This is a genomic window from Actinomadura scrupuli (genome assembly GCF_050971785.1).
Lineage (GTDB): Bacteria > Actinomycetota > Actinomycetes > Streptosporangiales > Streptosporangiaceae > Actinomadura_E > Actinomadura_E scrupuli.
The window spans coordinates 395,563-420,398 of sequence record NZ_JBPCCU010000001.1 but is presented as its reverse complement, the minus strand read 5'-3'; the positions used below and the strand labels follow the sequence as shown (position 1 = coordinate 420,398).

21 protein-coding genes are annotated in these 24,836 nt (G+C 72.0%); 6 read left to right on the top strand and 15 right to left on the bottom strand.

The annotated features are described in order from the left end of the window. Positions 1 to 16: 16 nt before the first annotated feature. The 13 genes from ACRYCC_RS02030 to ACRYCC_RS01970 all read right to left on the bottom strand — a co-directional run bounded on the left by ACRYCC_RS02030 (position 17) and on the right by ACRYCC_RS01970 (position 14,633). Positions 17 to 973 carry an NUDIX hydrolase gene (locus ACRYCC_RS02030; protein ID WP_433808040.1) on the bottom strand — a complete coding sequence of 319 codons (957 nt, stop codon included), beginning with the start codon at positions 971 to 973 and terminating at the stop codon, positions 17 to 19. Continuing rightward, positions 954 to 3,080: an RNA degradosome polyphosphate kinase gene (locus tag ACRYCC_RS02025; protein WP_433808038.1), complete on the bottom strand. Its 2,127-nt coding sequence runs from the start codon at positions 3,078 to 3,080 to the stop codon at positions 954 to 956. Before ACRYCC_RS02025 ends, ACRYCC_RS02030 begins: the two co-directional genes overlap by 20 nt. 96 nt (positions 3,081 to 3,176) lie before the next feature. Continuing rightward, positions 3,177 to 3,968, bottom strand: a complete 792-nt coding sequence (locus tag ACRYCC_RS02020) for an enoyl-CoA hydratase/isomerase family protein (protein WP_433808036.1) — start codon at positions 3,966 to 3,968, stop codon at positions 3,177 to 3,179. A gap of 203 nt (positions 3,969 to 4,171) precedes the next feature. Continuing rightward, positions 4,172 to 5,350, bottom strand: a complete 1,179-nt coding sequence (locus ACRYCC_RS02015; protein WP_433808034.1) for a sporulation protein — start codon at positions 5,348 to 5,350, stop codon at positions 4,172 to 4,174. A gap of 155 nt (positions 5,351 to 5,505) precedes the next feature. Then, positions 5,506 to 6,501: an adenylate/guanylate cyclase domain-containing protein gene (locus ACRYCC_RS02010; protein WP_433808032.1), complete on the bottom strand. Its 996-nt coding sequence runs from the start codon at positions 6,499 to 6,501 to the stop codon at positions 5,506 to 5,508. A gap of 62 nt (positions 6,502 to 6,563) precedes the next feature. Beyond that, a complete protein-coding gene (locus ACRYCC_RS02005; RefSeq protein WP_433808030.1) occupies positions 6,564 to 7,085 on the bottom strand; it encodes a PH domain-containing protein in 522 nt (173 codons plus the stop codon). Between the two features lie 53 nt (positions 7,086 to 7,138). Beyond that, the gene (locus ACRYCC_RS02000) at positions 7,139 to 8,089 is read right to left on the bottom strand and encodes a biotin--[acetyl-CoA-carboxylase] ligase (RefSeq protein WP_433808028.1); all 951 of its coding nucleotides are present in this window, start codon (positions 8,087 to 8,089) and stop codon (positions 7,139 to 7,141) included. 52 nt (positions 8,090 to 8,141) lie between these two features. Beyond that, positions 8,142 to 8,879 carry a helix-turn-helix domain-containing protein gene (locus ACRYCC_RS01995; RefSeq protein ID WP_433808026.1) on the bottom strand — a complete coding sequence of 246 codons (738 nt, stop codon included), beginning with the start codon at positions 8,877 to 8,879 and terminating at the stop codon, positions 8,142 to 8,144. A 527-nt stretch (positions 8,880 to 9,406) separates the two neighbouring features. Next, positions 9,407 to 10,000, bottom strand: coding sequence for a GNAT family N-acetyltransferase (locus ACRYCC_RS01990; RefSeq protein ID WP_433808024.1), 594 nt, complete (start codon positions 9,998 to 10,000; stop codon positions 9,407 to 9,409). Between the two features lie 13 nt (positions 10,001 to 10,013). Further along, the gene (locus ACRYCC_RS01985) at positions 10,014 to 12,653 is read right to left on the bottom strand and encodes a phosphoenolpyruvate carboxylase (RefSeq protein WP_433809894.1); all 2,640 of its coding nucleotides are present in this window, start codon (positions 12,651 to 12,653) and stop codon (positions 10,014 to 10,016) included. Between the two features lie 76 nt (positions 12,654 to 12,729). Further along, the gene (locus ACRYCC_RS01980) at positions 12,730 to 13,284 is read right to left on the bottom strand and encodes a GNAT family N-acetyltransferase (protein WP_433808022.1); all 555 of its coding nucleotides are present in this window, start codon (positions 13,282 to 13,284) and stop codon (positions 12,730 to 12,732) included. 81 nt (positions 13,285 to 13,365) lie between these two features. Further along, positions 13,366 to 14,223 carry an ABC transporter ATP-binding protein gene (locus ACRYCC_RS01975; RefSeq protein ID WP_433808020.1) on the bottom strand — a complete coding sequence of 286 codons (858 nt, stop codon included), beginning with the start codon at positions 14,221 to 14,223 and terminating at the stop codon, positions 13,366 to 13,368. Further along, positions 14,220 to 14,633: a hypothetical protein gene (locus ACRYCC_RS01970; RefSeq protein WP_433808018.1), complete on the bottom strand. Its 414-nt coding sequence runs from the start codon at positions 14,631 to 14,633 to the stop codon at positions 14,220 to 14,222. Before ACRYCC_RS01970 ends, ACRYCC_RS01975 begins: the two co-directional genes overlap by 4 nt. A 106-nt stretch (positions 14,634 to 14,739) precedes the next feature. Between ACRYCC_RS01970 and ACRYCC_RS01965 the strand changes: the two genes are divergently transcribed. The 6 genes from ACRYCC_RS01965 (at position 14,740) to ACRYCC_RS01940 (ending at position 21,371) form a co-directional block, all read left to right on the top strand. Continuing rightward, positions 14,740 to 16,332: an acyl-CoA carboxylase subunit beta gene (locus ACRYCC_RS01965; RefSeq protein ID WP_433808016.1), complete on the top strand. Its 1,593-nt coding sequence runs from the start codon at positions 14,740 to 14,742 to the stop codon at positions 16,330 to 16,332. Between the two features lie 157 nt (positions 16,333 to 16,489). Continuing rightward, positions 16,490 to 16,708, top strand: a complete 219-nt coding sequence (locus ACRYCC_RS01960) for an acyl-CoA carboxylase subunit epsilon (protein WP_433808014.1) — start codon at positions 16,490 to 16,492, stop codon at positions 16,706 to 16,708. A gap of 129 nt (positions 16,709 to 16,837) precedes the next feature. Further along, positions 16,838 to 17,836, top strand: coding sequence for an NYN domain-containing protein (locus ACRYCC_RS01955; protein ID WP_433808012.1), 999 nt, complete (start codon positions 16,838 to 16,840; stop codon positions 17,834 to 17,836). A gap of 84 nt (positions 17,837 to 17,920) precedes the next feature. Then, positions 17,921 to 19,411, top strand: coding sequence for a DNA-3-methyladenine glycosylase 2 family protein (locus ACRYCC_RS01950; RefSeq protein ID WP_433808010.1), 1,491 nt, complete (start codon positions 17,921 to 17,923; stop codon positions 19,409 to 19,411). 69 nt (positions 19,412 to 19,480) lie between these two features. Continuing rightward, on the top strand, positions 19,481 to 20,056 hold the full coding sequence (locus ACRYCC_RS01945) for a methylated-DNA--[protein]-cysteine S-methyltransferase (protein WP_433808008.1): 576 nt from the start codon (positions 19,481 to 19,483) through the stop codon (positions 20,054 to 20,056). 67 nt (positions 20,057 to 20,123) lie between these two features. Then, the gene (locus ACRYCC_RS01940; protein ID WP_433808006.1) at positions 20,124 to 21,371 is read left to right on the top strand and encodes a YncE family protein; all 1,248 of its coding nucleotides are present in this window, start codon (positions 20,124 to 20,126) and stop codon (positions 21,369 to 21,371) included. Here the strand turns inward: ACRYCC_RS01940 and ACRYCC_RS01935 are convergent. Further along, positions 21,368 to 24,394: an AfsR/SARP family transcriptional regulator gene (locus tag ACRYCC_RS01935; protein WP_433808004.1), complete on the bottom strand. Its 3,027-nt coding sequence runs from the start codon at positions 24,392 to 24,394 to the stop codon at positions 21,368 to 21,370. The two genes, ACRYCC_RS01940 and ACRYCC_RS01935, sit on opposite strands and share 4 nt — an antisense overlap. A gap of 8 nt (positions 24,395 to 24,402) precedes the next feature. Further along, positions 24,403 to 24,792, bottom strand: coding sequence for a pilus assembly protein TadG-related protein (locus ACRYCC_RS01930; RefSeq protein WP_433808002.1), 390 nt, complete (start codon positions 24,790 to 24,792; stop codon positions 24,403 to 24,405). Positions 24,793 to 24,836 lie beyond the last annotated feature (44 nt).

Below are 24,836 nucleotides of genomic sequence, written 5' to 3'. Positions count from 1 at the left end.
GGCGTCCGCGGCCTCCTCAGGTGCCGTGGCGTTCCAGGCAGGCGAGGGTGCCGTGGGCGACGTGCAGGATCCAGAAGCCGCCCTTGCGCAGTGCCGGCTCGTCCGGGGGCTTGCCGTCCAGCCGGGCGCAGATCTCGGGGACGAGGTCGGTCAGCAGCTCGCCGTGGGTACAGACCAGCGTGGGCACGCCGTCCGCGACGAGGTCGTCCATCCGGTCCGCCGCTCCCCCGGTGGTCGCCGGCCCCACCGTGAAAGCCCGGTCGGTCATGACGCTGACGCCCAGGTGCAGGGCGTACGGCAGCACGGTCTCGGTGCAGCGCGCCGTACCGGAGCTGAGCGTCCGCAGCGGGCCGAAGCCGGCCAGCAGCCCGGGGAGCCGCCCCGCCTCAGCCCTGCCGCGCGGATCCAGCGGGCGCAGCACGTCGTCCCCGAGCCAGTCCTGCTTGTCGCCGGCCGAGCCGTGCCGCAGCAGGATGTACGGGGTGGTCAGCAGCGGGCCGGCCAGCATCTCGTCCAGGACGTCGAGGTCGCGGGGGTAGGTCAGCCGGTCCCTGGCGACCTGGACGGACGACCATTCGAACCGGTCCACCTCGTGGCCCGGTGTGAACCGTCCCGCCCCGCCGGGGGCCACGGAGGCGACCCAGTAGTCCACCCGCTTGGGCCGCCCGTCCTTGGTGTAGAACACCGGCCGCAGCCGGCGGCCCAGCCGGGGCGTGCACCCGGTCTCCTCCTCCACCTCGCGCACGACGGCCCGCAGGACGTGCTCGCCCTTCTCCAGCTTGCCCTTGGGGAACGTCCAGTCGTCGTACCTGGGCCGGTGCACGAGCGCCACCTCGATCCCCGCGCCGTCCCGCGCGCCGGGATCCTCGACCGGCCCGAAGTCCTCGTCGCCGGCAGCCTCCGGACCGGGCCGCCGCCAGAGCACCGCTCCGGCGGCCCGGATCAGGTCCGGCTCATCCTGTGGTGGTCTCAAGGCCGCCGTCCGCCCCCAGCCTGTCGCCGCCCAGCACCGTCTTCCAGCGCCGGGATTTCATCAGTTCGACCTGGATGTCCACTCGTCCGGCGGGGTCCTCCGGCCCGCGGGTCCACACCCCGTCGCCGTCGAGCCGCCAGGAGCAGGTCGAGTCGTCCATCGCCCGGTCCAGCAGTTCGAGCAGGTCGTCCCGCTGGGCCCGGTCCTCCACGCGTACCAGCGCCTCGACCCGGCGGTCCAGGTTGCGGTGCATGAGGTCCGCGCTGCCCAGCCAGACCTCGGGCTCCCCGCCGCATTCGAAGGCGAACACCCGCGAGTGCTCGAGGAACCTGCCGAGCACGCTCCGCACCCGGATGGTCTCCGACAGCCCCGGGACGCCCGGCCGGAGCGCGCAGATGCCCCGCACCCACACGTCCACCGGGACCCCCGCCTGGGAGGCGCGGTAGAGGGCGTCGATCAGGGCCTCGTCCACCAGCCCGTTGCACTTGATCCGGATCCGGGCCGGCCTGCCGATCTGGTGGAACTCGACCTCACGTTCGATCCGGCTGACCAGGCTGGTGCGCAGCGCGTGGGGCGCCACCACCAGCCGCTTGTAGGAGTTCTGCCGCGAGTAGCCGGTCAGGTGGTTGAACAGGGCGGTCACGTCCTCCCCGACCTCGGGATCGGCCGTGAGCAGGCCGAAGTCCTCGTAGACCCGGGCGGTCTTGGGATGGTAGTTGCCGGTGCCGATGTGGCAGTAGCGGCGCAGGCTCCCGTCCGCCTCCTCCCGTACCACCAGGGCCAGCTTGCAGTGCGTCTTCAGCCCCACGAAGCCGTAGACCACGTGGCAGCCCGCGTGTTCCAGCTTGCGCGCCCACTCGATGTTGGCCCGCTCGTCGAAGCGGGCCTTGAGCTCCACGACCACGACGACCTGTTTGCCCGCCTCCGCGGCGTCGATCAGCGCGTCCACGATGGGGGAGTCGCCGCTGGTCCGGTAGAGCGTCTGCTTGATCGCCAGCACCCGGGGATCGGCGGCGGCCGCCTCGAGCAGCCGCTGCACGCTGGTGGTGAAGGAGTCGTACGGGTGGTGGACGAGGACGTCGCGCTCCCGCAGCACCGCGAACAGGTCCTTGTCGAGGGGCAGCGTCATCTTGGACGGGACGAACGGCGTGTACTTCAGCTCGCCCCGGTCGAGATCCGCGATGGCGTGCAGGCCGGCCAGGTCCAGCGGGCCGGGGACCCGGTAGATCTCCCGTTCCTCGAGCTCGAGCTCGGTGGTGAGCAGGTCGAGTACCTCCGCGGAGATGTTCTCCTCGACCTCCAGCCGCACCATCGGCCCGAACCGGCGCCGCAGCAGCTCCCGCTCCAGCGCCTGCAGCAGGCCCTCGCTGATGTCCTCGTCGACCTCAAGGTCCTGGTTGCGGGTCACCCGGAAGGCATGGTGCTCCATGACCTCCATGCCGACGAACAGCTGGTCCAGATGGGCGGCGATGACGTCCTCGAGCGGGGTGAACCGGTTGGCCGAGGCCTCCACGAAGCGCGGCAGCACCGGCGGAACCTTGACCCGGGCGAACATCGTCGCCTCGGTCTCCGGGTCCCGCACGACCACCGCGAGGTTGAGGGAGAGCCCCGAGATGTAGGGGAAGGGGTGTGCCGAGTCGACCACGAGGGGGGTCAGCACCGGGTAGATCCGCTCTCGGAACATCCGCCGCAGGCTCTCCTGCTCGGTGTCGGCGAGATCGTCCCAGCGGAGGATCTCGATGCCCTCCTTGGCCAGGTCGGGCCGGATCTCGTCGCGATAGCAGGCGGCGTGCCGCAGTTGCAGATGGTGGGTGACGGTGGCCACCCGCTCCAGGACCTGGCGGGGCTGCCGGCCGCTGGCCGACTGCACCGCCAGCCCGGTGGCCATCCGCCGGGTCAGCCCGGCGACCCGCACCATGAAGAACTCGTCGAGATTGCTCGCGAAGATCGCCAGGAACCGTACCCGCTCCAGCAACGGCAGGTCGCGGTCTTCCGCGAGCTCGAGGACCCGCTGGTTGAACCGCAGCCAGCTCTCCTCGCGATCAAGAAATCGGTCTTCGGGCAGGGCATCATCTCCGAGAGGGAAATATCCGGTATTGATACTCATAGACCTAATGATCCCCACTGGAAGTGAACATCAGTCGAACTTCCGGGTCAGGTTTGACGTCGCAGGTCAGATCGTTCCCACGGTACGGGCGTCAGGTCAGTGCTCGGGCCACACGGGCGGCCGTTTCTCGGTGAAGGCGGCGATGCCCTCGCGCCGGTCGGCCGAGAAGGCCACCGTCCGCCACGCGGCGTCCTCGATGTCCAGCCCGGCCGCGAGATCGACGCTCGCGCCGTGCCGCATCGCCCGCTTGGCCGCGCGCACCGCGAGCGGTGAGTTCCCGGCGATCCGCGCGGCGACGCCCAGCGCCTCGGCGCGCGCCGCCACCCCCGGCCGTTCACCGACCGGGACCCGGCGGTCGACCAGGCCGACGGCGACCGCCTCGTCGATGGCCAGCCGGCGGCCGGTCAGCACCAGGTCGGCCGCCCGGCCCGGGCCGAGCCGGCGCGTCGCCAGCTGGGTGCCGCCCCCACCGGGCACCAGCCCGACGCTCACCTCGGGCAGCCCGAACACCGCGGACTCCTCGGCGACGATCAGATCGCAGGACAGCACGAACTCGCAGCCGCCGCCCAGCGCGAAGCCGTGCACCGCCGCCACCACCGGCTGCGGCAGGCCGAGCACTCCCCCGAACGCGGCCCGGAAGACCTCCCGCTGGTCGAGGATCTGCTCGTCCGACATGGCGTTGCGTTCCTTGAGGTCGGCGCCCACGCAGAACGCCTTCTCCCCCGCCGCGGCGAGGACGACGGCGCGCACCCCCCGGTCGGCGGCCACCTCGGCGCACACCGCGGCGAGCCGTACGGCCATCGCGGTCGACAGGGCGTTGAGCGCCTCGGGCCGGTCCAGCACGATCTCGGCGACATGACCGTCGCGCCGCAGCGTCACACCATCCACACGATCACCTTAAACAACGCCAGACCCCACCACACCGGCCCCCCGACCGCGCACACCCACCAAACCTCGGCCCACCCCTCCCACCAGGCCCCGCTCTTCCGTGATCATGCAATCAATCGTCGATTGATTGCATGATCACGGAAGGGTGGCCGGGAGAGGCGCGTGTTGGGTGGGTGCGGGCGGGCGGGGGCAGGTGCTCGGGGTCAGTCGAAGAGGCCGCCGATGGCGTCGCCGATGTCGCCGAAGCCGTCCCCGGCCGCGTCGAAGACATCGCCGGCGACGTCGAAGCCGGCCCCCGCCACGTCGCCGGCCACGTCGAAGCCCGCGCCCGCGACATCGCCGGCCGCGCCGAAGGCGTCTCCGGCGAAGTCCCCGACCGCCTCGACTCCGTCACCGATCGCGCCGGCACCGCCGCCGATGAGCGCTCCGCCCACCAGGCCGGCCGCACCCGCGGCGGCCACTCCGCCCCAGCCGGGGCCGCTGCGGTGCCCGCCGTGATGCCCGCCGTGGTAACCGGGGTGACCGTGGCCGCCCTGGGCGTAGGGGTCATGGTGACCCGGGGCGTAGCCGTACCCGGGCTGGGGCGGGTAGCCGTGCCCGCCGCCGTGGCGGCGGCCGATGATCGCCTGCAGCCAGCCGGAGAGCTCCTGCTCCCAGGGCATGCTCAGGGCCTGGTCGTGACTGACGTGGAAGCGCCCGAACGCGTCGCTGCCCTCGTGGAACAGCCCGCCGCGCTTGTCCGCCTCCAGGATGACGACGAGCCCGTGCGGGTCGGCCACGAAGGTCAGCTCGACCTCGTTGATACGCCCGCTGTACTCGTGCGAGGCGTAGAACTCGATCTCCTGGTAGAAGGGCAGTTGCTGGTGCACTCCGCTGATGTGCCCCTGCTCGACGTCGGCGCCCTTGAAGCGGAAGCCCAGCTGGCCGAAGGCGTCCAGGACCCGCTGCTGGGACGGCAGGGGGTGGATCGCGATGGGGTCCAGATCGGTCTTGTCGATGGCCCGGGCGACCTCAAGCTCGGTCCGGACGCCCATGTTCATGCCGTGCAGGTGCTGGCCGTGGACCACCGTGATCGGGGTCTCCCAGGGCACCGGCATCTGGAAGGGGATGGAGTACGGCTGGCCGGGCGCGAGGTGGAAGGCCCCGGTGATCGCGCCGCGGTGGAACTCCCGCGTCGACTGGCCCTCATGGTCGTCGTACTCGGTCTCGACCCGGGTGACCAGGCTGACCAGCACCTGGTGGATGTCCACCGGCTGGTCACCGCCACGGATGTGAACCTGCCCGGCCACCTGCTCACCAGGGCGACCGTGCGGCGCCGCCAGCACGGTTTCCACCGACGGGCCGCCGACCCCGAAGGCACCCATCAACTGTTTGAAGACCACCGGACTTCCCTTCACTGCCTCGCTGCGCGCCGCTTCGCAGTCACCCGTACGTCCTTCCGACGCAATCATGAACCCGCAGGTTCCCACGTGAAAAGGCGGAATGTGGCCACAACTTCGAGTACCCGAGCCGCGATCTGGGCGGCGTCGCGAGCCGGTCAGTCTCTGGCTTTGCGCCGCAGGACGTACGGCTGGATGATCCCCAGGCCGCGAGCGGGACGGCGCACGATACGGGTGATCTCGTACCGCTCCGACTGCTCGAGCTCGCCCGCCAGGCCGGCGTCGACCACGATCGAGCCGGGCCGGGCGATGGAGGTCAGCCGGGCCGCCAGGTTGACCGTGGTGCCGAACAGGTCGCCCATGAGCGGCACCACCGACCCGTACGCCACCCCGACCCGCACGTCGGGCACCTCGGCCTGTTCCTTGATGGCCTCGGAGATGCACAGGGCCAGCTCGGCACCGAGCTGGGGGGAGTCTGCGCTGAACAGCACCTCGTCGCCGAGCGTCTTCACCAGCCGGCCGCCGTTGGCCGCCACGACGTCCGAGGCGGTCTCCTCGAAGCGCTCCACCACCCGGGCGAGATCCAGCTCGTCGAGCTCACGGCTCATCTGGGTGAAGGCGACCATGTCGGCGAAGCCCACGGCCGCGTACGTCCGGGCCGGCGCCGACTCGTCGTCCTGACCGGCGGCCACCGCCCTGGTGCCGGCCGCCGCGAGCTGGCGGCGCCAGGCGTGCACGATCAGGGGTTCGAAGTCCGCGATGTGCTTCTCGGCGATCTCCAGGATCAGCTCGACCGCCTCCGAGCTGGGCGTCTCGGCCACCTCGCTCACCAGCCTGGCGGTGAGCAGGTCGACCTGCCACTCGGCCAGCCGGGACATCGTCTGGCCGACCGCCCGCACCATCCGCATCACGCCGTCCTCATCGAGGACGTCGTCCTCGATGAGCCGCCGGACCCGGCACAGGGCGGCGATGTCGCCCTCGGTGAAGGCCACCGCGTCGTCGGGCATGTGGGGATAGCCGAAGGCCCGCCAGAGGCGCTGGGAGAAGTCCGGGGTGACACCGGCCAGGCGCACCGCGTCCATCCGGGTATAGCGCAGCTCGCCACCGAGCAGGAGCTCTTCGATCTCCTTCGGATCCGGCGTCCGAGCCGACATCCCCGAGCTCCCTTCGCGATCACCCTCTGGGCCACCCCGTCACCGGGACCGCCCAGGCGAGATCACCGTTGCTGGCGCGGCCCGTCGTAATGCCCGTCGGACAGATCCTCGATGATCCGGTACAGCTCGCTCTGTACCCGCTCCACCTGCGGAATGTTCCGGAGGACCAGCTGGCCACGCTCGCCGCCGGACTCGACGACCAGCGTTCCGGTGCCCAATATCCTCTGGATCAGATTATGGGAGAACGACACGTCGTTGACCCGGGTGAGAGGGATATCTCGCCCAGATCTGGACAAGATGCCCTCACGCAGGGTGAACCGTTGCGTGGTGAGCACGTAACGCGTGGTGAACCAGCGCAGGAAGGGCACCAGGCAGAAGATCAGCGCCACCAGCACGGCGGCGCCCGCGATACCGAGACTCACCTGCGTCCGCAGATCGAAGTCCGGCAGGAAGAAGATCACGGCACCCGCCACGACCGCTACGAGGAGCAGCAGGAGGAACGACTTGAGCAATGTCGTCCAGTGCGGGTGAAAGTCGAGGACGATCTGCTCGTCATCGGTGAGAGCGCGCTCGGGAAGACCCATGCGACGTATCGTGGCAGATGGTCTCGTCGAGGGGGCACTGATCGCGGCGAACTTCACCTGACATGTACGACATCGCCTGCTGTCAGCGCATGGTCATCGACCACCAGGCGCCCGATGCCGTCTATGTCGCGAGCCGTACCGGTGATCGTTCTGTCGCCGGGCAGCTCCGCGCGCACCTCCCGGCCCAGGGTGGCGCTGAGGTTCTTGTACGCCTTCCGCAGCCCGCCCTCCAGCGACTCGCTCACCGGCACGCCGCTCACCATCGGATAGCCGCCCGGCACCTCGGCCTCCGGGTCTCCCGCGACCGTGCACCAGGCGGAGTACCACAGCTCGAACTCGCGGAGAATCGCGCGCAGCAGGGGTTCCCGGTCGGTGAAGGCCGCCTGCTCGATGGCCAGCGAGGTCGCGGCGGGCACCGGCAGTTCGTCCTCGTGCAGGCTCACGTTCAGCCCCACGCCGACCACGATCCCGCCGTCGGCCCGCTCGGCGAGGATGCCGGCCAGCTTGCGCTCACCGACGAGCACGTCGTTGGGCCATTTGAGCCGCGCGTCGAGCACGTTGCCACCCGCCGCGTGCCCGGCCTCCGCGCCGGTGCCCTCCAGGTCCGCCAGCGCCGAGAACCGCGCGTTGCGGCCCTGCGCGGTGGTCTTCCGTACGGCGGCGGCGACGGCCACCCCGGTCAGCAGCGGCAGCCAGGCCTGCCGGACCACCGGTACGCCGACCTCGGCAGGCCGCAGCAGCATGGAGAACATCAGCCCTGAGCGGGGCGGCGCCGACCAGGCACGGCCCAGCCGCCCGCGGCCGGCCGTCTGCTCCTCGGCGATCAGCACGACCCCCTCGGGTGCGCCCTCCGCCGCCCGGGCCATCAGGTCGGCGTTGGTCGAGCCGGTCTCGGGCACCACCCGGAGCTCCCGCCACAGCGATCCGGGCCGTACCAGCAGCCTGGCCAGGGCCTTCTCGTTCAGCGGCGGCCGTTCCAGGTCGCTGTAGGGCGAAGAGCTCACCCCTCCATCCAACCGCACTCCACCTGCCCCGCCCGTCACCGGTGTCAGCCGCTCACCGCCGTGTCCCCTCCGCAGCCGGCCGGTGCGCATCGAACTCCTCCAGATCTTCCGCCTCGTCGAGTCCGCCGAACGCCTCGTACTCGGCCACGGACCCGGTCTCCGAAAGGAGGATGGGCCCGGAAAGCCCGTCGTTGCGACCCGACGCCGCACGGCTCCGCTCAGCGCGTTTCTCCCGCAGGTACTCCACCCAGGCGACAGGAGCGGAGGGCGGCAGATGGGAGAGATACCTCTTCTTGCGAACCTGCCACGCGGAGAGACGCCGCCGATACTCCCGGACTTCCGGGGGGTCGCGGTGAAACGTCTCCGGCGGACGCTCGAATCCGTAGATGTCCGCCCACCATTCGCCCAATGCCGGGTCGAGCACGACGTGGAGGTGCGCGGGATAACGCCGCCCTGCTCCGTCGCGCACTCCGCCTTGCCAGTCCTCCATAGGCATCACCACATGACCCGCGTCATCGATCACTACCAGGTGGAGCGCCGCCACAGCCAGAATGCGCTGTAACGCATCCATGCTCGGGATCAGGTCACCTGTCTCCGCCCGCTGCACCGTGGATCGGGACAGCCCGGCGGACGCCGCCATCTGCCGTTGGCTGAACCCGGCGATCCGCCGTGCCCTCCGGATGAGGCCCGGGATCGGATAAGCGCCCAAAGTCGGTCCGTGCTCTTCTGCCCTCGCCATCTCCCAAGCCTGCGTGCCGTCCTCACCATGGCGCCAGACCTGCTCGTACATGTGGACAACTCGAAAGTTCAGTGCTCCGGCGCCGTCATCGCCCTCCCTGCTCTTCCGGGGGGGGGAGAGCTCCCCGCAACGCTTTGCCCTGACCACCTATACGCGGCAACCGCGGGCGGCGGCGGGCTACGCAGAGCAATTTGCCGTGACCATTCATACGCGGCAACCGCTGGCGGCGCCAGGCTATGCAGAGCAGTTTGCCGTGACCATTCATACGCGGCCGGACCCGACCCCGCCCCGACTCGAACCCCACTCGGCCCCACCCGGCTTCTGGCCCCGGGCCAACCCCGTCCCCACCGCCGGCCTGGCTCCGGGCGCGGCCCGGCCCGGCCCCGAGAGCGAGAGCGGCCGCGCAGGGGTGGTCACGGCAACCGCCCCGGCCAATCGCCCTGGCCGCGCAGAGATGGTCAGGGCAACCGCCCCGGCCAATCGCCCTGGCCGCGTAGAGGTGGTCAGGGCAATGCTTTTTGCGGCACCTTCCTCCCCCAGCCGTGGAAGGCGCATGTGATCACGACTTCAGAAGGGGTTCAGCCCGAAGACGGCAGGACCTTGCGAAGGTGGACCGCTTGGCGGCCTTCGATGGTCTCGTGGTCGGTCCGCTGGTAGCCGAGCGACTCATACAGGGCGATGTTCGAGGTCATCTTCACGTTGGTGTAGAGCCGCATGACCCGCAGTCCCCGGGAGCGTGCCTGGTCCTCGGCGAAGGCCAGCAGCCTGCGGCCGAGCCCCCGGCCCTGCGCGGCCGGGTGAACGGCCACGTTGTCCACCAGCAGCGCACCGTCCTCGGGGATCAGAACGATCAGGGCGTCCACCGGGCCGCCCGGCACATCCCCGCTCACCCAGACCCGGTCCGCCGCGATCAGCGCCGGGTAGTCGGCCTCCATGGGCATCGGCCGCATGCCGATGATCTCCACCCAGGGGAGGTACGCCTCCCGTACGAGCTCCCGCACGGCGGTCGTGTCGGCCGCGGTCGCGAGCCTGAGTCCGGCACTCGTCCCAGGCTGGTCCCGACCGGCCTCCTCCCGGCCGGTCCCGTCCTGGCCGATCCCCTCCCGGCCGATCCCCTCCCGGCCGATCCCGTCCTGGTCAATACGATCCTGGCCGATCCCGTCCTGGTCCACCGCCGAGACCCGCTCAGCCGGTGTTCTGCAGGCCGGCGGCGACGCCGTTGACCGACAGCAGCAGCAGGTTGTCCAGCTGTTCGCGTTCGCTCGGGTCGGAGACCCCGGACCGCAGCGCGGTGAGAGCACGCAGTTGCAGATGCGACAGGGCGTCCACGTAGGGGTTGCGCAGCTCCACCGCGCGGGAGAGCACCCGGCGGTTGGCCAGCAGCCGTTCGTGCCCGGTGACCGCCAGGACCAGGGAACGGGTCCGGTCGTACTCGGCGAGCACGGCCTCGGTGAGCTCGGGGCGGCCGCCCAGCGTGAGGTAGCGCTCGGCGATGGCCCGGTCGGTCTTGGCCAGGCTCATCTCGGCGTTGTCGAGGAGCGCGGCGAACAGCGGCCAGGACCGGTAGGCCTCCTGCAGCTCGGTCAGGTTCCCCTCGCCGGTCCCGGCCTCGCCCTGCTCGCCGGAGATGCCCGCCGCGGCGGCGAGCCCGCTGCCCAGGCCGTACCAGCCGGGCAGGTTGACCCGGGTCTGTGTCCAGGCGAACACCCACGGGATGGCGCGCAGATCGTCGAGGGAGGCGGCCCCGCTGCGCCGTGCCGGGCGGGAGCCGATGCGCAGCTCGGCGATCTCGGCGAGCGGGCTGACCTGCGCGAACCACTCGGCGAAACCGTCGGCCTCGACCAGCGAGCGGAAGGCCGAGTGCGCCGCCCGGCTCATCGTGTCCGCGATCGGGCGGAACCGTCCGGCGGCCTTCCGGGCCCGCTCCTCGACGGCCGGGGTGGAGGCGAGCAGCACCGCGTTGGTCACCTGCTCGACGTGCCTGCGAGCGATCTCGGAGTGGCCGTAGCGGGCGAAGATGACCTCACCCTGCTCGGTGACCTTGAATCTGCCCGCCACCGAACCCGGCGCCTGCGCGAGGATGGCCCGGTTGGCCGGTCCGCCACCGCGGCCGAGCGAGCCGCCGCGGCCGTGGAACATCGTCAGCTTGAGATCGTGCTTCTCGGCCTTCTCGGCGAGGGCGGCCTGGGTGTCGTACAGCCGCAGGGTGGCGCTGGTCGGGCCGAGCTGCTTGGCGGAGTCGGAGTAGCCGAGCATGACCTCCAGCCGCCGGCCGGTGTCGGCCAGCCGGCGCTGGACCGCAGGCTGCGTCACCATCTCCTCGAGCACGGCCGGGGCTCGCTCGAGGTCCTCGCCGGTCTCGAACAGCGGCACGACGTCCAGCACAGGCACCCTGCCGCCGACCGCCTCGGCCAGCTCGTAGACGTTGGCGACGTCCTCGGCGGTACGGGTGAACGACACGACGTAGCGGCGGCAGGCGTCCACCCCGAAGCGCTCCTGGATCCAGGACACCACCCGCAGCGTGTCGAGGACCTCCTCGGTCTGCTCCGACAGCGCGCCGCCGGCTCTCACCTCGGCGAGGGCCTTCTCGTGGATGCCGGAGTGCTGGCGGATCTCCAGCTGGGCGAGGTGGAAGCCGAACGTCTCCACCTGCCAGATCAGGTTCTGCAGTTCACCGTAGGCCTGCCGGGTGGCACCCGCCGCCACCAGCGAGTCCTGCACGACGTGCAGCTCGGCGAGCAGGTCGTCGGGCGAGGCGTAGGCGAGATCGGCGTGCCGCTCGCGGGTGGCCCGGATGCGCTCGGCGGCGAAGAGCAGGACCTGGCGGTGCGGCTCCTCCGGAGAGCGCTTGACGATCTCGGCGATCCGGTCGGGCCGGGAAGCCCGGGCCGCGGCCAGGACCCCGTTCAGCGCCGCCGAAGGCGCGGTGGTCGCCTGGGCCACGGTGAGCCGGCGGCCGATCCGCGTGCAGGCGTTCTCCAGGGCGCGCAGCACGTGGTCCGCCTGGATCATGATCGCTTCACGCGTGATCTTCGCGGTGACGTACGGGTTGCCGTCCCGGTCACCGCCGATCCAGCTGCCGAAGCGCAGATACGCGCGGGCCTTCGGCGGCCGCCGTCCCGCGCCGCCCGGATCGGTGTCGTCCGACAGCGCGCCGTCCAGCACCCGGTAGATCTCCGGGACCACCCGGAAGATGGTCTCGTCGAACGCCGCCATGGCCGTCCGGACCTCGTCGAGCGGGTCCATCTGCGTCTGCCGGCGGTGCGCCGTCCGCCAGAGCAGGTCGATCTCCTCGTACATCCGGCGGCGGATGTCGTCGCGCTCGCTCGCCCCCAGCCGCGCGTCGTCCAGCGCCGCCAGGAGGCCGCTGACCCGCATGATCGCAGTGACCACGGCCCGGCGGCGCGCCTCGGTGGGATGCGCGGTGAAGACGGGGTGCAGCTCCAGCCCGTCCAGCGCCTCGGCGAGCCGGTCGTCGCCGGTGGCCCGGATCTCCGCCACGGCGGCGGCCACCGAGCTGCTCACCGGAGCCTGGTCCGCCACGTCGCGCTCCCGGAGCGTACGGATGCGGTGGTGCTCCTCGGCCAGGTTGGTCAGGTGGAAGTACACGGTGAACGCCCGGGCGATCAGCTCGGCACGCTCCAGTGACCAGCCCTCGACCAGCGCGGAGACCTCGTCGAAGGTCATCTGGCCGCGCCGGGCCGCGATGACGGCGTGCCGCAGCCGCTCGACGTCGTCCAGCAGGTCCTGGCCCCGGTACTCGACCAGGACGTCGCCGAGCATGGCACCGAGCAGGCGTACGTCCCGGCGCAGCGGCTCGGGCATCTCCTGACGGGCGGAGTTGCGCTCACCGTGAGCGGCGCTGGAGGGGGTATTCGCGTTGGTCACCACGGGCTTCAGCCTAGCGAGCGGCGACCAGCGGCGAAGCGGTGGGACGGACCCGGTAGAGGACACTTCGCCGCAACGGTCCCTCGGGCACGCCCGGGTCGTCGAAGTCGTCGGCGGGATCGCGGGTCATGCCGATCCGGCGCATCACCGCCTGGGAACGAAGATTCGTGGTGGCGGTCACCGCGACGATCTCGGAAAGGCCGAGAGTTCCGAACCCGAAGGCCAGACTCGCCAGGGCGGCCTCCGTGGCGTATCCATGGCCCCAGGCCGACCGGGCCAGCCGCCAGCCGATCTCCACCCCTGTGAACGGCATGTCCTCCTCCACCTGATCCAAGCCGGTGAAGCCGATGAACTCACCGGTCTCCAGCACCTCGACCGCCCACCACCCGTAGCCCCGTTCGTCGAGTTCGGCCTGGAAGCGAGCCATCGAGGCCGCACTCTCCTCCCGGGTGAGCACACTCGGGAAGTGTTCCCGAACCTCGGGGTCGCCGTTCAGCGCCGCCCAGGGCTCAAGGTCGGACTCCCGCCATTGACGGAGCGCCAGTCGCTCGGTGCGTAGTTCGGCCATGCGGTGAGGCTACGCAACCGTCGTCGGAACGTCCGTGGCCGGCATCGGTCGTGGACAGGCTCTTTCGGGACATGGCGCCTGTCAGGGCAGGGCGTCGGAGTCGTCGGCGACCCGTCCGTCGCGCAGCCGTACGACCCGGTCGCAGTGGATGGCCAGTTCCGGGTCGTGCGTCGCGATGAGCACGGTCAGGCCCTCCTCGTCACGTACCCGTAGCAGCAGCTGGATCAGGGCCGTGCCTTCCGCCGAGCCCAGCGCACCGGCGGGCTCGTCGGCGAGCAGCAGCGCCGGCCGGCCGATCAGCGCCCGGGCGACCGCCACTCGCTGGCGGTCCGCCGGGGAGAGCCGGTCGGCCCGGTCGTCCTCCCGCCCGGCCAGCCCGGCCCAGGCGAGCAGCTCACGGCCGCGCTCCTGGGCCGCCCGCCGCCGGTCGAGGGTGGCCTGGGTGTGCACGATGGGCACCAGCAGCGAGACCAGGGCACTGCGGACGGGCACCCGCATCCTGGCCAGCGGGCCGAGGCCGGGGGGTGCGGCGGTCCCGTAGGCGAGCGGCGCGGGAGTCGGGGCGATCAAGGCGGGGGCGACGACGTTGTCGAGGACGCTGAGGTCGGGCAGCAACGCACCCTGCTCGAAGACGATGCCGATCCGGCGCCGGTAGGCGGGCAGCGCACGGCCGGGCAGCGCGCTGACCGTCTCGCCGCCGACGAGGATGACCCCGGCGTCCGGCCGCTCCAGCCCGCCGAGCAGGCGCACCAGGGTCGACTTGCCCGAGCCGGACGGGCCGACGAGCGCGGTGACGCTCCCGGGTACGAGATCGAGATCGAAGTCCTCGATGCCCCCGCCATGCGGGAACGCCCTGGTCAGCCCGGCGATCGAGACGGCGGCACCGGCCTCGGAGTCGGCAGGGTCGCCGGCCGGGTCGAGAGGCTGCGGTTCGATCATGCGTGCTCACCTCCGAGCGCGGCCGTCGGCCGGGTCCGTACCGCCCGTACGGCCAGGACGACGCCCGTGACCAGGACGATCAGGACGGTGACCGGCGGGGCGGGCGCGTGCCGGCCGGGGAGGGCCAGGGTGGCCACCGCGGCGAGGATCCCGGCGAGCGCGGCGATCATCAGGGCCTCGGCCAGCACCACGCCCGCGAGCGCGCGGCCCGGCCAGCCCAAGCAGGCCAGCGCGCCCAGATCACGCCGCCTGCGGGCGTCGATCGCCGTCACGCTCACCACGTAGAGCCCGCAGGCCAGGAAGTACGACGGCGTACCCTCAGCGAGCACGCCCAGCGCCGCGGCGGCCAACGTGAGCGGCAGGGTCACCGCGGGGTGCCGCAGCAGCCTGGACCAGGCGATACGGATCATGCGTCCTCCCTGCGAACGCCGGTTTCGCCGGGGTACTACCCCAGAAGAGGCGAACTAGCCGGGGTGCGCCGAACTTGCGAGTCAGGGTCCGGTTACTCTTGCCCGCATGGCGATGGAAGCTGTTGAACCCACGGGTGACGTAGACATCCACACGACCGCAGGCAAGATCGCGGACCTGGAGCGCCGCCGGTACGAGGCCGTGCACGCCGGGTCCGCCAAGGCGGTCGAGAAGCAGCACGCCAAGGGCAAGCTGACCGCCCGCGAGCGGATCGACGCCTTCCTCGACGAGGGCTCGTTCGTCGAGTTCGACGGCCTGGCCCGGCACCGCTCCACCAACTTCGGCATGGAGAAGAACCGGCCGTACGGCGACGGGGTGGTCACCGGCCACGGCACGGTCGACGGCCGTCCGGTCGCGGTCTTCAGCCAGGACTTCACCGTCTCCGGCGGTTCCCTCGGCGAGGTCTTCGGCGAGAAGATCTGCAAGGTCATGGACCACGCACTCAAGACGGGGTGCCCGGTCATCGGCATCAACGACTCCGGCGGGGCGCGGATCCAGGAGGGCGTGGTCGCCCTCGGCCTCTACGCCGAGATCTTCAAGCGCAACGTGCACGCCTCGGGCGTCATCCCGCAGATCTCGCTGATCATGGGCCCGTGCGCGGGCGGCGCGGTGTACTCCCCCGCCATCACCGACTTCATCGTGATGGTCGACCAGACCTCGCACATGTTCATCACCGGGCCGGACGTCATCAAGACGGTCACCGGCGAAGAGGTCACGATGGAGGAGCTGGGCGGCGCGCACACCCACAACTCCAAGTCCGGTGTGGCCCACTACCAGGCCACGGACGAGCCCGACGCGATCGAGTACGTCAAGGCGCTGCTGTCCTACCTGCCCTCCAACAACCTCGACCAGGCCCCGGTGTTCGACACTCCGGTGGACCCGGATGAGCTGGACGAGGCGCTGGACACCCTGATCCCGGACTCTCCCAACCAGCCCTACGACATGCACACCGTCATCGAGCACGTGCTCGACGACGGCGAGTTCCTCGAGGTGCACCCGCTGTTCGCGCCCAACATCGTGGTCGGTTTCGGCCGGGTGGAGGGACACTCGGTCGGCATCGTCGCCAACCAGCCGATGCAGTTCGCCGGCACGCTGGACATCGACGCCTCCGAGAAGGCGGCCCGCTTCGTCCGCACCTGCGACGCCTTCAACATCCCGGTGCTGACCTTCGTGGACGTGCCCGGCTTCCTGCCCGGCACCGACCAGGAGTACGGCGGCATCATCCGGCGCGGCGCCAAGCTGCTCTACGCCTACGCCGAGGCCACCGTCCCGCTGGTCACCGTGATCACCCGTAAGGCGTACGGCGGCGCCTACGACGTCATGGGCTCCAAGCATCTCGGCGCCGACATCAACCTGGCCTGGCCGACCGCGCAGATCGCCGTCATGGGGGCGCAGGGCGCGGTGAACATCCTGTACCGGCGGGAGCTGGCCGAGGCCACCGACCCCGACACCCGCCGGGCCTCGCTCATCACCGAGTACGAGGACACGCTGGCCAACCCGTTCATCGCGGCGGAGCGTGGTTACGTGGACGCGGTCATCAAGCCGTCCGAGACCCGGGGGCAGGTCATCAAGTCGCTGCGCGCGCTCCGCGACAAGCGCAAGACCCTGCCGCCCAAAAAGCACGGCAACATCCCGCTCTAGCGCATTTCCGCCGTGACCTCGCCTCCCCGGCCCGCCGTGATCATGCAATCCATTGCATGATCACGGTAAAGGGCGATTGCGTGATCACGGCGGGGTAAAGGCCGGTCGGGTGAGCCCGGCATCGAAAGAGCGGCGTCGAAAGAGTAAGGAGGGCCTCGTGGCGGAAGAGCGACCGTTCCTTCAGGTCGTACGCGGTGACGCGACACCGGAGGAGATCGCGGCGTTGGTGGCGGTGCTGGCCGCACGGGCGGCCGCGGCCGCGCCCACCGGCCCCCCGGCCCGCAGGCCTTCCGAGTGGGCCCGGCGTGCCCGGCTGGTCCGGCGACCCGTCGCTCCCGGCCCCGGAGCCTGGCGCGCCAGCGGCCTCCCCGGATAGCCCTCTCAGGCTTTCGCCTGGTTTGCGAGATACGCTCTGAAGTGGGCCGTCCTCAAGAGGACGTGCGGGGGGCTGATAGCCGTGGTTCACGCCCTGGAACGGCCTCAGCCCGAATAAGGTAGAAAGCCCATGGCTAACTCGGAGCTCGTTCCTCAGCCCGCCCGCTATGCCGTTTTCGTGGACGCGGGGTATCTCTATGCCGCCTCGGGGGCGCTGCTGCTCGATGTCGGTTCACGCCGGGAATACCGCGTCGCGGCGGAGAAGCTCATCCGATCGCTGACCGCGCACGCGGCCGAGCGGATCCGCGGTGAGCTGCTGCGGATCTACTGGTTCGACGCGGCGCCCCGGCGCCAGCCGACCGTCGACCAGCGAGTGATCGCCAACCTGCCCCTGGTCAAGCTGCGGCTGGGCAACCTCAACGCGCAGGGCCAGCAGAAGGGCGTGGACGCGCAGCTGAGGGCCGACCTCGAGGCACTGGCCCGGCACCGCGCGATCACCGACGCGGTGCTGCTGGCCGGGGACGAGGACATGCTGCCCGCGGTGGAGGCGGCCCAGCGTTACGGCGTGCGGGTCCACCTCTGGGGCGTGGAGCCCACCCACGGCTCCAACCAGGCCGAATGGCTCGTCTGGGAGTCCGACACCGTCGAGGTGCTGTCCGCCGACTTCCTGCGTCCGTACTTCAGCAAGGCGGGCGTGCTCTCGGTCCCCCCGGCCGAGCAGCCGCGGGTGGCCGTCCGCACCAGCCCGGTGCCCTCCCCGTCCCAGGTTTTCGCCGGCCGCGCGCCGGCGCCCGTCCCCGCGGCGCCCAAGCCCTCCCCCGCGACGATCCGGCCGGCCGCGCCGTCGCCGCCGAGCGAGGGCAAGCTCGGCCCGGAGCGGCACCAGATGCTGGAGATCGGCGAGCACGTCGCCCAGAAATGGCTCTTCGAGCGGGGCCGCGACAACATCCGCGACCTGCTCCCCGGCCCGATCCTCCCGCCGGTCATCGACAAGGAGCTGCTCATCGAGGCGGAGAAGGAGCTGGGCCGCTCGCTGCGCCCCTACCAGGAGGCCCGCACCTGGCTGCGCGACGGCTTCTGGGAGCGCGTCTACCGCGAGTTCGGCATCGGCGTCGGCCGCTCGGACTGAGGCCGCCCCGGCCGCGCGCCAGGCCGCCACGGCGACGTCCGAAACCCGCCAGCGTGAAGCTGTGAGCTGGGGTTTACTCGAAGCATGCTCGACTTCGACTCCTGTTACCTGGCGGTGAGCTCGCGGGACGCCCGCTTCGACGGCCGGTTCTACACGGGCGTGACCTCGACGGGGATCTACTGCCGGCCGATCTGCCCGGCGCGTACCCCCGCCCGGCGCAACGTGCGCTTCTATCCGGACGCCTCCGCCGCCGAGGCCGCCGGGTTCCGGCCCTGCAAGCGCTGCCGCCCCGAGTCCAGCCCCGGCTCACCCGAGTGGGACGTCCGCGGGGACCTGGTCGGCCGCGCCCTGCGGCTGATCGACGACGGGGTGGTCGACGAGACAGGCGTACGCGGGCTCGCGTCCCGGCTGGCCGTCACCGAGCGGCACCTGCACCGGCTCTTCGTGGCCGAGATCGGTGCCGCGCCCCTGATGGTCGCCCGCACCCGGCGGCTGCAGTTCGCCCGCCGGCTGCTCCGCGAGACCGGCATGCCGGTGACCGATGTGGCCTTCGCCAGCGGCTTCGGCAGCGTACGCCAGTTCAACGCCAGCATGCGGGAGGCGTACGGGCTGGCCCCCTCCGAGCTGCGCAACGGCGCCGGCCGCCCGCCGGGGCTGGTCCTGCGGCTGGCGTTCCGCAAGCCGTACGACTCCGCCGGGCTGCTCGCCCTCCTGTCCGCGCAGGCGGTTCCCGGGGTCGAGTCGGTGACCTCCGGCCGCTACCTCCGTACGGTGCCCGGCGGCACCATCGAGCTGGTCCCGCACGACGACCACGTGCTGCTGCGGGCCTCGATCACCGCGGGTTCCCGCCGGGGCGAGGGCAGCCGCGCGGTGGACTCCCGCCCCGGTGCCGGGCTCCGCGGGCTCGCCGGGATGGTGGCGCGCTGCCGCCGGCTGTTCGACCTGGACGCCGACCCGTACGCCGTCAACCAGGTGCTGGGCGCGGATCCGCTGCTCGCCGGGCTGGTGCGGGCCAGACCGGGGCTGCGGGTCCCGGGGGCCTATGACGGCTTCGAGGCGGCGGTCCGCGCGGTGCTGGGTCGGCAGGCCTCGGCGGCCGGTGCCCGCGTCCTCCTCGGGCGCGTCGTCGCCCGCTGCGGCGCCCCGGCGGCCGATCCCGCCCCCGGCGATGCCACTTTCGCCGGGGCCGACCGCACCCTCACCCATGTGTTCCCCTCCGCGGCGGCCGTGGCGGAGGCGGACCTCGGCGGCCTCGGCCTGTCCGAAGGACGGACGCGCGCGCTGCACGCCCTCGCCACCGCGGTGGCCTCGGGCGAGCTCGACCTCGACGGCGGGGCCGACCCGGCCGAGACGACGGCGAAGCTGCTCGCCCTGCCGGGCATCGGCCCGTCGGCCGTCTCCGCCATCCGGATGCGGGCGCTCCGGGACCCGGACGCCTTCCCCGCCGCCGACCCGGTCCTGCACCGCGCCCTCGACCGGCTGGGCACGGACCTGGCCCACACCGAGGCCTGGCGGCCCTGGCGGGCCTACGCCGCCGCCCACCTGTGGGCGGCCGAGCCCGACGCGGCGAGCTGAGCCACGAGCCCCACCACGACCACCCACCCACTGCCACAAGACCCACTGCCTCAGAACATGGGAGACACCATGATGATCCGGACGACCGTTCTCGAGACCCCGATCGGACCGCTGGCGCTGCTGGCCCTCGACGCCGACGGCCAGGCCCCGTCCCACGGCCAGGGCCCACCGAACGGCCAGGCCCCGGCCCCCTTGGGGGAACCCACGCTCATCGCGTCCGGCTTCACCGCCGACCCGGAGGAACTGCACGCCCGGCTGCATCCGTCCCTGCGCTCGTACGGGCTGGAGGCGGTGGCCGATCTGGGGGCGATCGGCACAGCGCACGAGGCCTACTTCGGCGGAGACCTCGACGCGCTCGCCGACCTCGCCGTGCACCAGCCGGGATCGTGGCGCCGGGAGGCGCTGTGGAAGGCCCTGCGGCAGGTGCCCGCCGGGCACACCGTCACCTACGGAGAGCTCGCCGCCCAGGCCGGTCTGGAGCGGGCCGCCCGGGCCGCCGGCCAGGCCTGCGCGCAGAACCTCATCGCCCCCGCGATCCCCTGTCACCGGGTGCTGCCGGCGAGCGGCCCGCAGAAGTCCGGCGGCTACTACTACGGCACCGATCGCAAGGAATGGCTGCTCCGCCACGAAGCCGCCCGTCCCTGACCCCGGCCCATGCTTTTCGTGACGGATCCACCACGGACCGTCATCGGGGCGGTACAGTCACCGGGTTATGCGGGCGACCTCGGGCAGGCGATCGACCGGCACGCTGGCGGGCGCGCTGGTCATGGCCGCCTTGCTCGGCGGCTGCCAGACGATGCCGTTCGAGGCGCGCCCGCCCAGCCCGTCCGACCCGGTCCTGGGGCTCGGCGCCCCGTTCCCGTACCTCCGGCCAGGGCTGCCTCCGCCCGCGGCCGCCGCCGGAGGCGCGCTCGCCACGGGTCCCGGCCGGTCCGCGGACCGGACCCGCGACGTGTACGCCGCGACCCGGAACGACCGGCTGAGCAAGGTCGTCCGGCACTTCCCGGAGCGCCTCTACGTGACCAACGGCCGGACCGGCGCCGTCGACGTGGTCGATCCCAGGTCGTACACGGTCGTCGGGCGCTTCGCGGCGGGCCGGCTGCCACAGCACGTCGTGCCGTCCTGGGACCTGAGGACGCTGTGGGTCAACGACGACCGGGGCGGCGCCCTGATCCCGGTCGACCCGCGGACCGGGCGCCGGGGCAGGGCGGTGCCGGTGGCGGCCCCGCACGACCTGTACTTCACCGCCAACGGGCGGCACGCGCTGGTGCTGGCCGAGCGGCTGCACCGGATCGACGTCCGGACTCCGCACACCATGCGGCTGCAGGCCTCCATCCCGGTGCCGTGCCAGGGCCTGAGCCACGCCGACTTCACCGCCGACGGCTCGTACGCCCTGGTGGGCTGCGAGCAGTCCGGGCAGTTGCTCAAGGTCGACGTCCGCCGCCGTACGGTCGCCGGGGTGATCGACCTGGTCCCCCCGCACCGGTCCGGGCTCGCCGTGCCACGCCCGGCGCCGCAGGATGTGCGGCTCTCCCCCGACGGCGCGGTGTTCTACGTCGCCGACCCGGCGGGCGGTGGCACATGGGTCGTCGACGCCGCCGGGTTCCGTGAGATCGGCTTCATCCCGACCGGCCGGGGCGCGCACGGGCTCTACCCCAGCCGGGACGGCGAGCTGCTCTATGTCACCAACCCGGGCGAGGGCACGATCTCGCTGATCTCGTTCGCGAGCCGCCGCGTCGTGCGGACCTGGCGGCCCGCCCAGCCGGCCGCACCCGACCTGGGGGCGCTGTCGGCCGACGGCTCGGTGCTGTGGCTGTCCGGCCGCCGCGACGGCGCCGTGTACGCGATCTCGACCCGGACCGGCGCGCTCATCCGGAAGGTCCAGGTGGGCGGCGGTCCGCACGGGCTCTGCTTCTATCCCCAGCCGGGCCGCTACTCACTGGGCCACGGCCTGCGCTAGGCACCTCGCGTGACGACCTGGCCGTACATCGGCATGAGCTCCTCGATGAGGGCCTCGGTCTCGGGCTGGAGCTGGTCGAGTGCCGGGTCGTACTGGACCCGGCGCCGCAGCTCGTCCACCACCGCACGCAGCCGGGTCTGGTCGCCTTCCGCGTGCGTGGCCCGCAGTAGGTTGCGCCAGAGCCCTTCGTCCTCGGGCACCATGAGCAGCCCGGCCCGTGCCGCCGCGATCGCACCCCGGGCGTCGAACTCGTCGAGCCGCAGCAGCAACAGCCGCTGGGCGACGTCGATCACCCGGGCGCTCGCCTCGTACTCCAGCACCTCACCGGCCAGCCAGCCGTAACGGCCGCGCTCGCGGTCGGCCAGCAGCGGGCCGCGGACGAGGTCCAGGGCGTAGGACATGTACGCCATCTCCGAGCCCGGCTCGGCGGCCGACCGCCAGATCAGCCAGCGGAAGACCTCCCAGTCGATGCGCACCTCGGAGCCGAGCTTGATCCGGCCCCGGTCGTCGTAGTAGAGGTTCGGCCGGCCCCGGGAGTCGCGGCCGAGCCAGTCGGAGACGCGGGCGATCGTGGCGTCGCGCACGCCCGCGGTGACCCCGCGCGGCCAGACCGCGCCGCTCAGCACGGTCGGGTGCACCCCGCCCGGGTGGGTCGCCAGATAGACCAGCAGCTCGGTGCACAGGGCCCGGCGGCTCTCCTCCATCGGGCCCGGGGCGTCGATCTCGATCGGACCGAGCAGCCGGATGTCGGCCGCCGGCTGCTGCTCTCCCGCCTGCGCCCCGAACGGCTCCTCTTCCAGCTGCGGGTCCGCCAGCGGGACACCGTCGAGCGTCCCGGCCGTACGGAACAGCGCGGCGAGCGCCGCATAGTGGCGTTCGGGCACGAGCTGCGCGTCGACGTCGAAGCCGAGCACCCCGGCCTCCAGCCGGCCCTCGGCGGTGACCTCCCAGGTCCAGGTCGCCCCGGGCACCTCGCCGGGGACGATGTAGCCGGCCGCCATTCGCCGGCCGGTGCGGGCCAGCGCCACCAGGCGGTGCGCCTCGTCCCCGGTCGGCTGGTCCGCCATGATCAGGTAGTGCGGCATCCAGGCCTCGCCGAAGACCCCGCGGCAGCGGCCGGTCAGCACCGAGTCGACCCCGGACGCGGAGAGCGCCTGCTGCACCTCGGCCGAGCGGGCCTCCAGCTCCGGCAGCGCCTCGGCCAGCGAAGCGACACTCCGGATGCGGTCGGGCGCGATCTGCTGGAGTTCCGTGCCGAAGCCGACCAGGGTGATCCGCATATGGTCGGACCAGCGATTGGTGGCCAGCTCGACCGCGACCGCGGCGAGCACCGCGCGGCGCATCTCGTCCGGCCCGTGCAGTGCGATCAGTCCGTGCGCCGCCTCCAGGTCGACCAGGATCCGCCCGTTGTCGTTGGTGCCGATGGAGATGAGCCCCGGGTAGGGGGCGAGCACCTCGGTGAGGTCGGCGGTGTCGAGCCCTTCCAGCGCGTCGTGGTGCAGCCGCCAGACCTGGCCCTCGTCGTGCGCCTCCCAGGGGGCGGGCGGATTGCGGTCGGCGGGGGCGATCCACAGGTCGAGGCTCTCCTCGCTGAGATGCACTCCGTAGACGGTCGGGAGAGTGCGCCCGTCGGCCGCCATCGACTTCGACATCTGGCGCAGCCCCAGATCGAGCAGGCGGACCGCCTCGGTGTCCGCGCCGATGCGCAGGGCCTCCTCGGCCAGGGCGGCGTCACCGTCCGGCCCGGTGATCCGATGGCCGAGCGCGCGGTGCCACAGCTGGACGCGCCGCCGGCGGCCCAGCGCGACCAGTAGCCCGGCGGCCAGCAGTGACGCCGCCGCCAGCTCCTTCGTCCAGCCGATGCCGAGCAGGCCGTGGTCCTGGGAGGCGTCCTTGTCCTGCTGCGCGCCCGGGGGCGTGCCCTGGTGCGCGCCCGGGCCGCCGGACAGCTGCCCGCCGGAGGCGTGGCCGTTCTTTTCCTGGCCCGGCGGAGTGGCGGGGACCTGCTCGCCCTGCGGCTGCGGTTGCGGCCGCTCCGTACCGGGCTGCTGGGACGCGGGCGGCTGAGACGCGGGCGGCTGGGACACCGAGGGCTTGGACGCGGGGGGCTGGGTCACCTGCCCGCCCGGCTGCGCATGGCCGCCCTTGCCCGTTCCGCCCGCCGTCCCCTTCTCGCCACCGGCGGGCAGGCCCGGCCGCTGGGGAGCGGCCTCGTGACCGTGCCGCGGGTGGCCGTGCGCGAAGTAGTCGCCGAGCTCACTGACCTGGACGACCTGCGCCCCGACCGCGTCGGCGGGCATCTCCAGGATCCAGCCGGGCCGGATCAGGCTCGCCTTGTGCAGCCTGGACCCGTCGGGCTGCTGATGGCCTTTGTTGAGCTCGTAGATCTCGTGGTAGCGGCGCCCCTCACCGAGGCACTTGTCGGCGATCTCCCAGAGGCTCTCGTGGTGACGGCCCTCCGGAGGCTGCACCCGGTAGATCTTCGTGGTGGTGGCCTTCTGCTCCGGATGGGCCGCGGCCTCCTCGGCCAGCCGCTGCGTGGCCTGGTCCACCGTCGTCGGGGACGGCTCGACGTAGTCGGTGGAGGCCGCCACCGTGTGCATCGGATGCAGGTCGCGCCCGCTGAACGCGGGCATGATCGCGGTGGTCGCGGTGAACAGCAGCAGCGCGCTGACCACGAGCCGGTGGATCAGCGACTGGGTGCCGCCGGCCAGCGGCACCCGAGCCGGTACGCCGATGCCGCGAACGCCCGCGTACAGCTCGACGAACACGCAGAACAGCAACTGGAGCCAGGCCAGCCAGGCCAGCACCACCAGGATGTGGATGAGCGAACTGGGCCCGATCTTCTCGGTGAAGTCGCTCATCGCCGGCGCCTGCGTGGGGACGGGTGAGCCGAAGAACGTCAGCAGCGCCAGCGGAATGCCGACGACCAGCGCCGCGAGCGCGACGATCGCGCAGAGCCCCGCCAGGACATCGCGCACGCTGCGCCTGCCCCGTACCTTCACCGCCTGCTTCGCTGCCATAACGCCCCTCAGGGGTTGCCCTCGTCAGGATGAGCGGACGCCGTACCCGTCATAGTAAACGTGCTGAGGCCGGGCACGAGGCCGAGCAACTGCGAATGCACCGTGAGGTGGATGGTCACCGTCACCTGGTCGTCGGTGCGCCGGCAGTCGTCCACCGTGGCCTTCGAGTCGTACGCGGCCACCAGATCGTTCACCTTCCCGCAGACGACCTCGCGGCTCGGGTCGATCCGGATCTTCCCGGTCTGCCGCAGGGCGTCCTCGTCGATCTCGTTGGCCCCCGCACGCGCCGCCTGTTCCGCGATGTCGAACGCCCGCTCCCGGGCGTGAATGGCCAGACCACCGTCGACCAGCAGTCCGGCCAGCAGGATCACGGCGATCGTGAAGATGGCGGTGAACACGGAGATGCTCCCGCCGTCACGCTCCGGCGACCGCGGACTCCCGG

What these genes read in the sequence shown, in the direction of transcription:
- ACRYCC_RS02025 (WP_433808038.1), bottom strand. Translation starts at nt 3,080, where the DNA reads ATGAGTATCAATACCGGATATTTCCCTCTCGGAGATGATGCCCTGCCC.
- ACRYCC_RS02010 (WP_433808032.1), bottom strand. Translation starts at nt 6,501, where the DNA reads ATGTCGGCTCGGACGCCGGATCCGAAGGAGATCGAAGAGCTCCTGCTC.
- ACRYCC_RS02005 (WP_433808030.1), bottom strand. Translation starts at nt 7,085, where the DNA reads ATGGGTCTTCCCGAGCGCGCTCTCACCGATGACGAGCAGATCGTCCTC.
- ACRYCC_RS01995 (WP_433808026.1), bottom strand. Translation starts at nt 8,879, where the DNA reads ATGTACGAGCAGGTCTGGCGCCATGGTGAGGACGGCACGCAGGCTTGG.
- ACRYCC_RS01985 (WP_433809894.1), bottom strand. Translation starts at nt 12,653, where the DNA reads ATGCCCGAGCCGCTGCGCCGGGACGTACGCCTGCTCGGTGCCATGCTC.
- ACRYCC_RS01980 (WP_433808022.1), bottom strand. Translation starts at nt 13,284, where the DNA reads ATGGCCGAACTACGCACCGAGCGACTGGCGCTCCGTCAATGGCGGGAG.
- ACRYCC_RS01975 (WP_433808020.1), bottom strand. Translation starts at nt 14,223, where the DNA reads ATGATCGAACCGCAGCCTCTCGACCCGGCCGGCGACCCTGCCGACTCC.
- ACRYCC_RS01970 (WP_433808018.1), bottom strand. Translation starts at nt 14,633, where the DNA reads ATGATCCGTATCGCCTGGTCCAGGCTGCTGCGGCACCCCGCGGTGACC.
- ACRYCC_RS01965 (WP_433808016.1), top strand. Translation starts at nt 14,740, where the DNA reads ATGGCGATGGAAGCTGTTGAACCCACGGGTGACGTAGACATCCACACG.
- ACRYCC_RS01955 (WP_433808012.1), top strand. Translation starts at nt 16,838, where the DNA reads ATGGCTAACTCGGAGCTCGTTCCTCAGCCCGCCCGCTATGCCGTTTTC.
- ACRYCC_RS01950 (WP_433808010.1), top strand. Translation starts at nt 17,921, where the DNA reads ATGCTCGACTTCGACTCCTGTTACCTGGCGGTGAGCTCGCGGGACGCC.
- ACRYCC_RS01945 (WP_433808008.1), top strand. Translation starts at nt 19,481, where the DNA reads ATGATGATCCGGACGACCGTTCTCGAGACCCCGATCGGACCGCTGGCG.
- ACRYCC_RS01940 (WP_433808006.1), top strand. Translation starts at nt 20,124, where the DNA reads ATGCGGGCGACCTCGGGCAGGCGATCGACCGGCACGCTGGCGGGCGCG.
- ACRYCC_RS01935 (WP_433808004.1), bottom strand. Translation starts at nt 24,394, where the DNA reads ATGGCAGCGAAGCAGGCGGTGAAGGTACGGGGCAGGCGCAGCGTGCGC.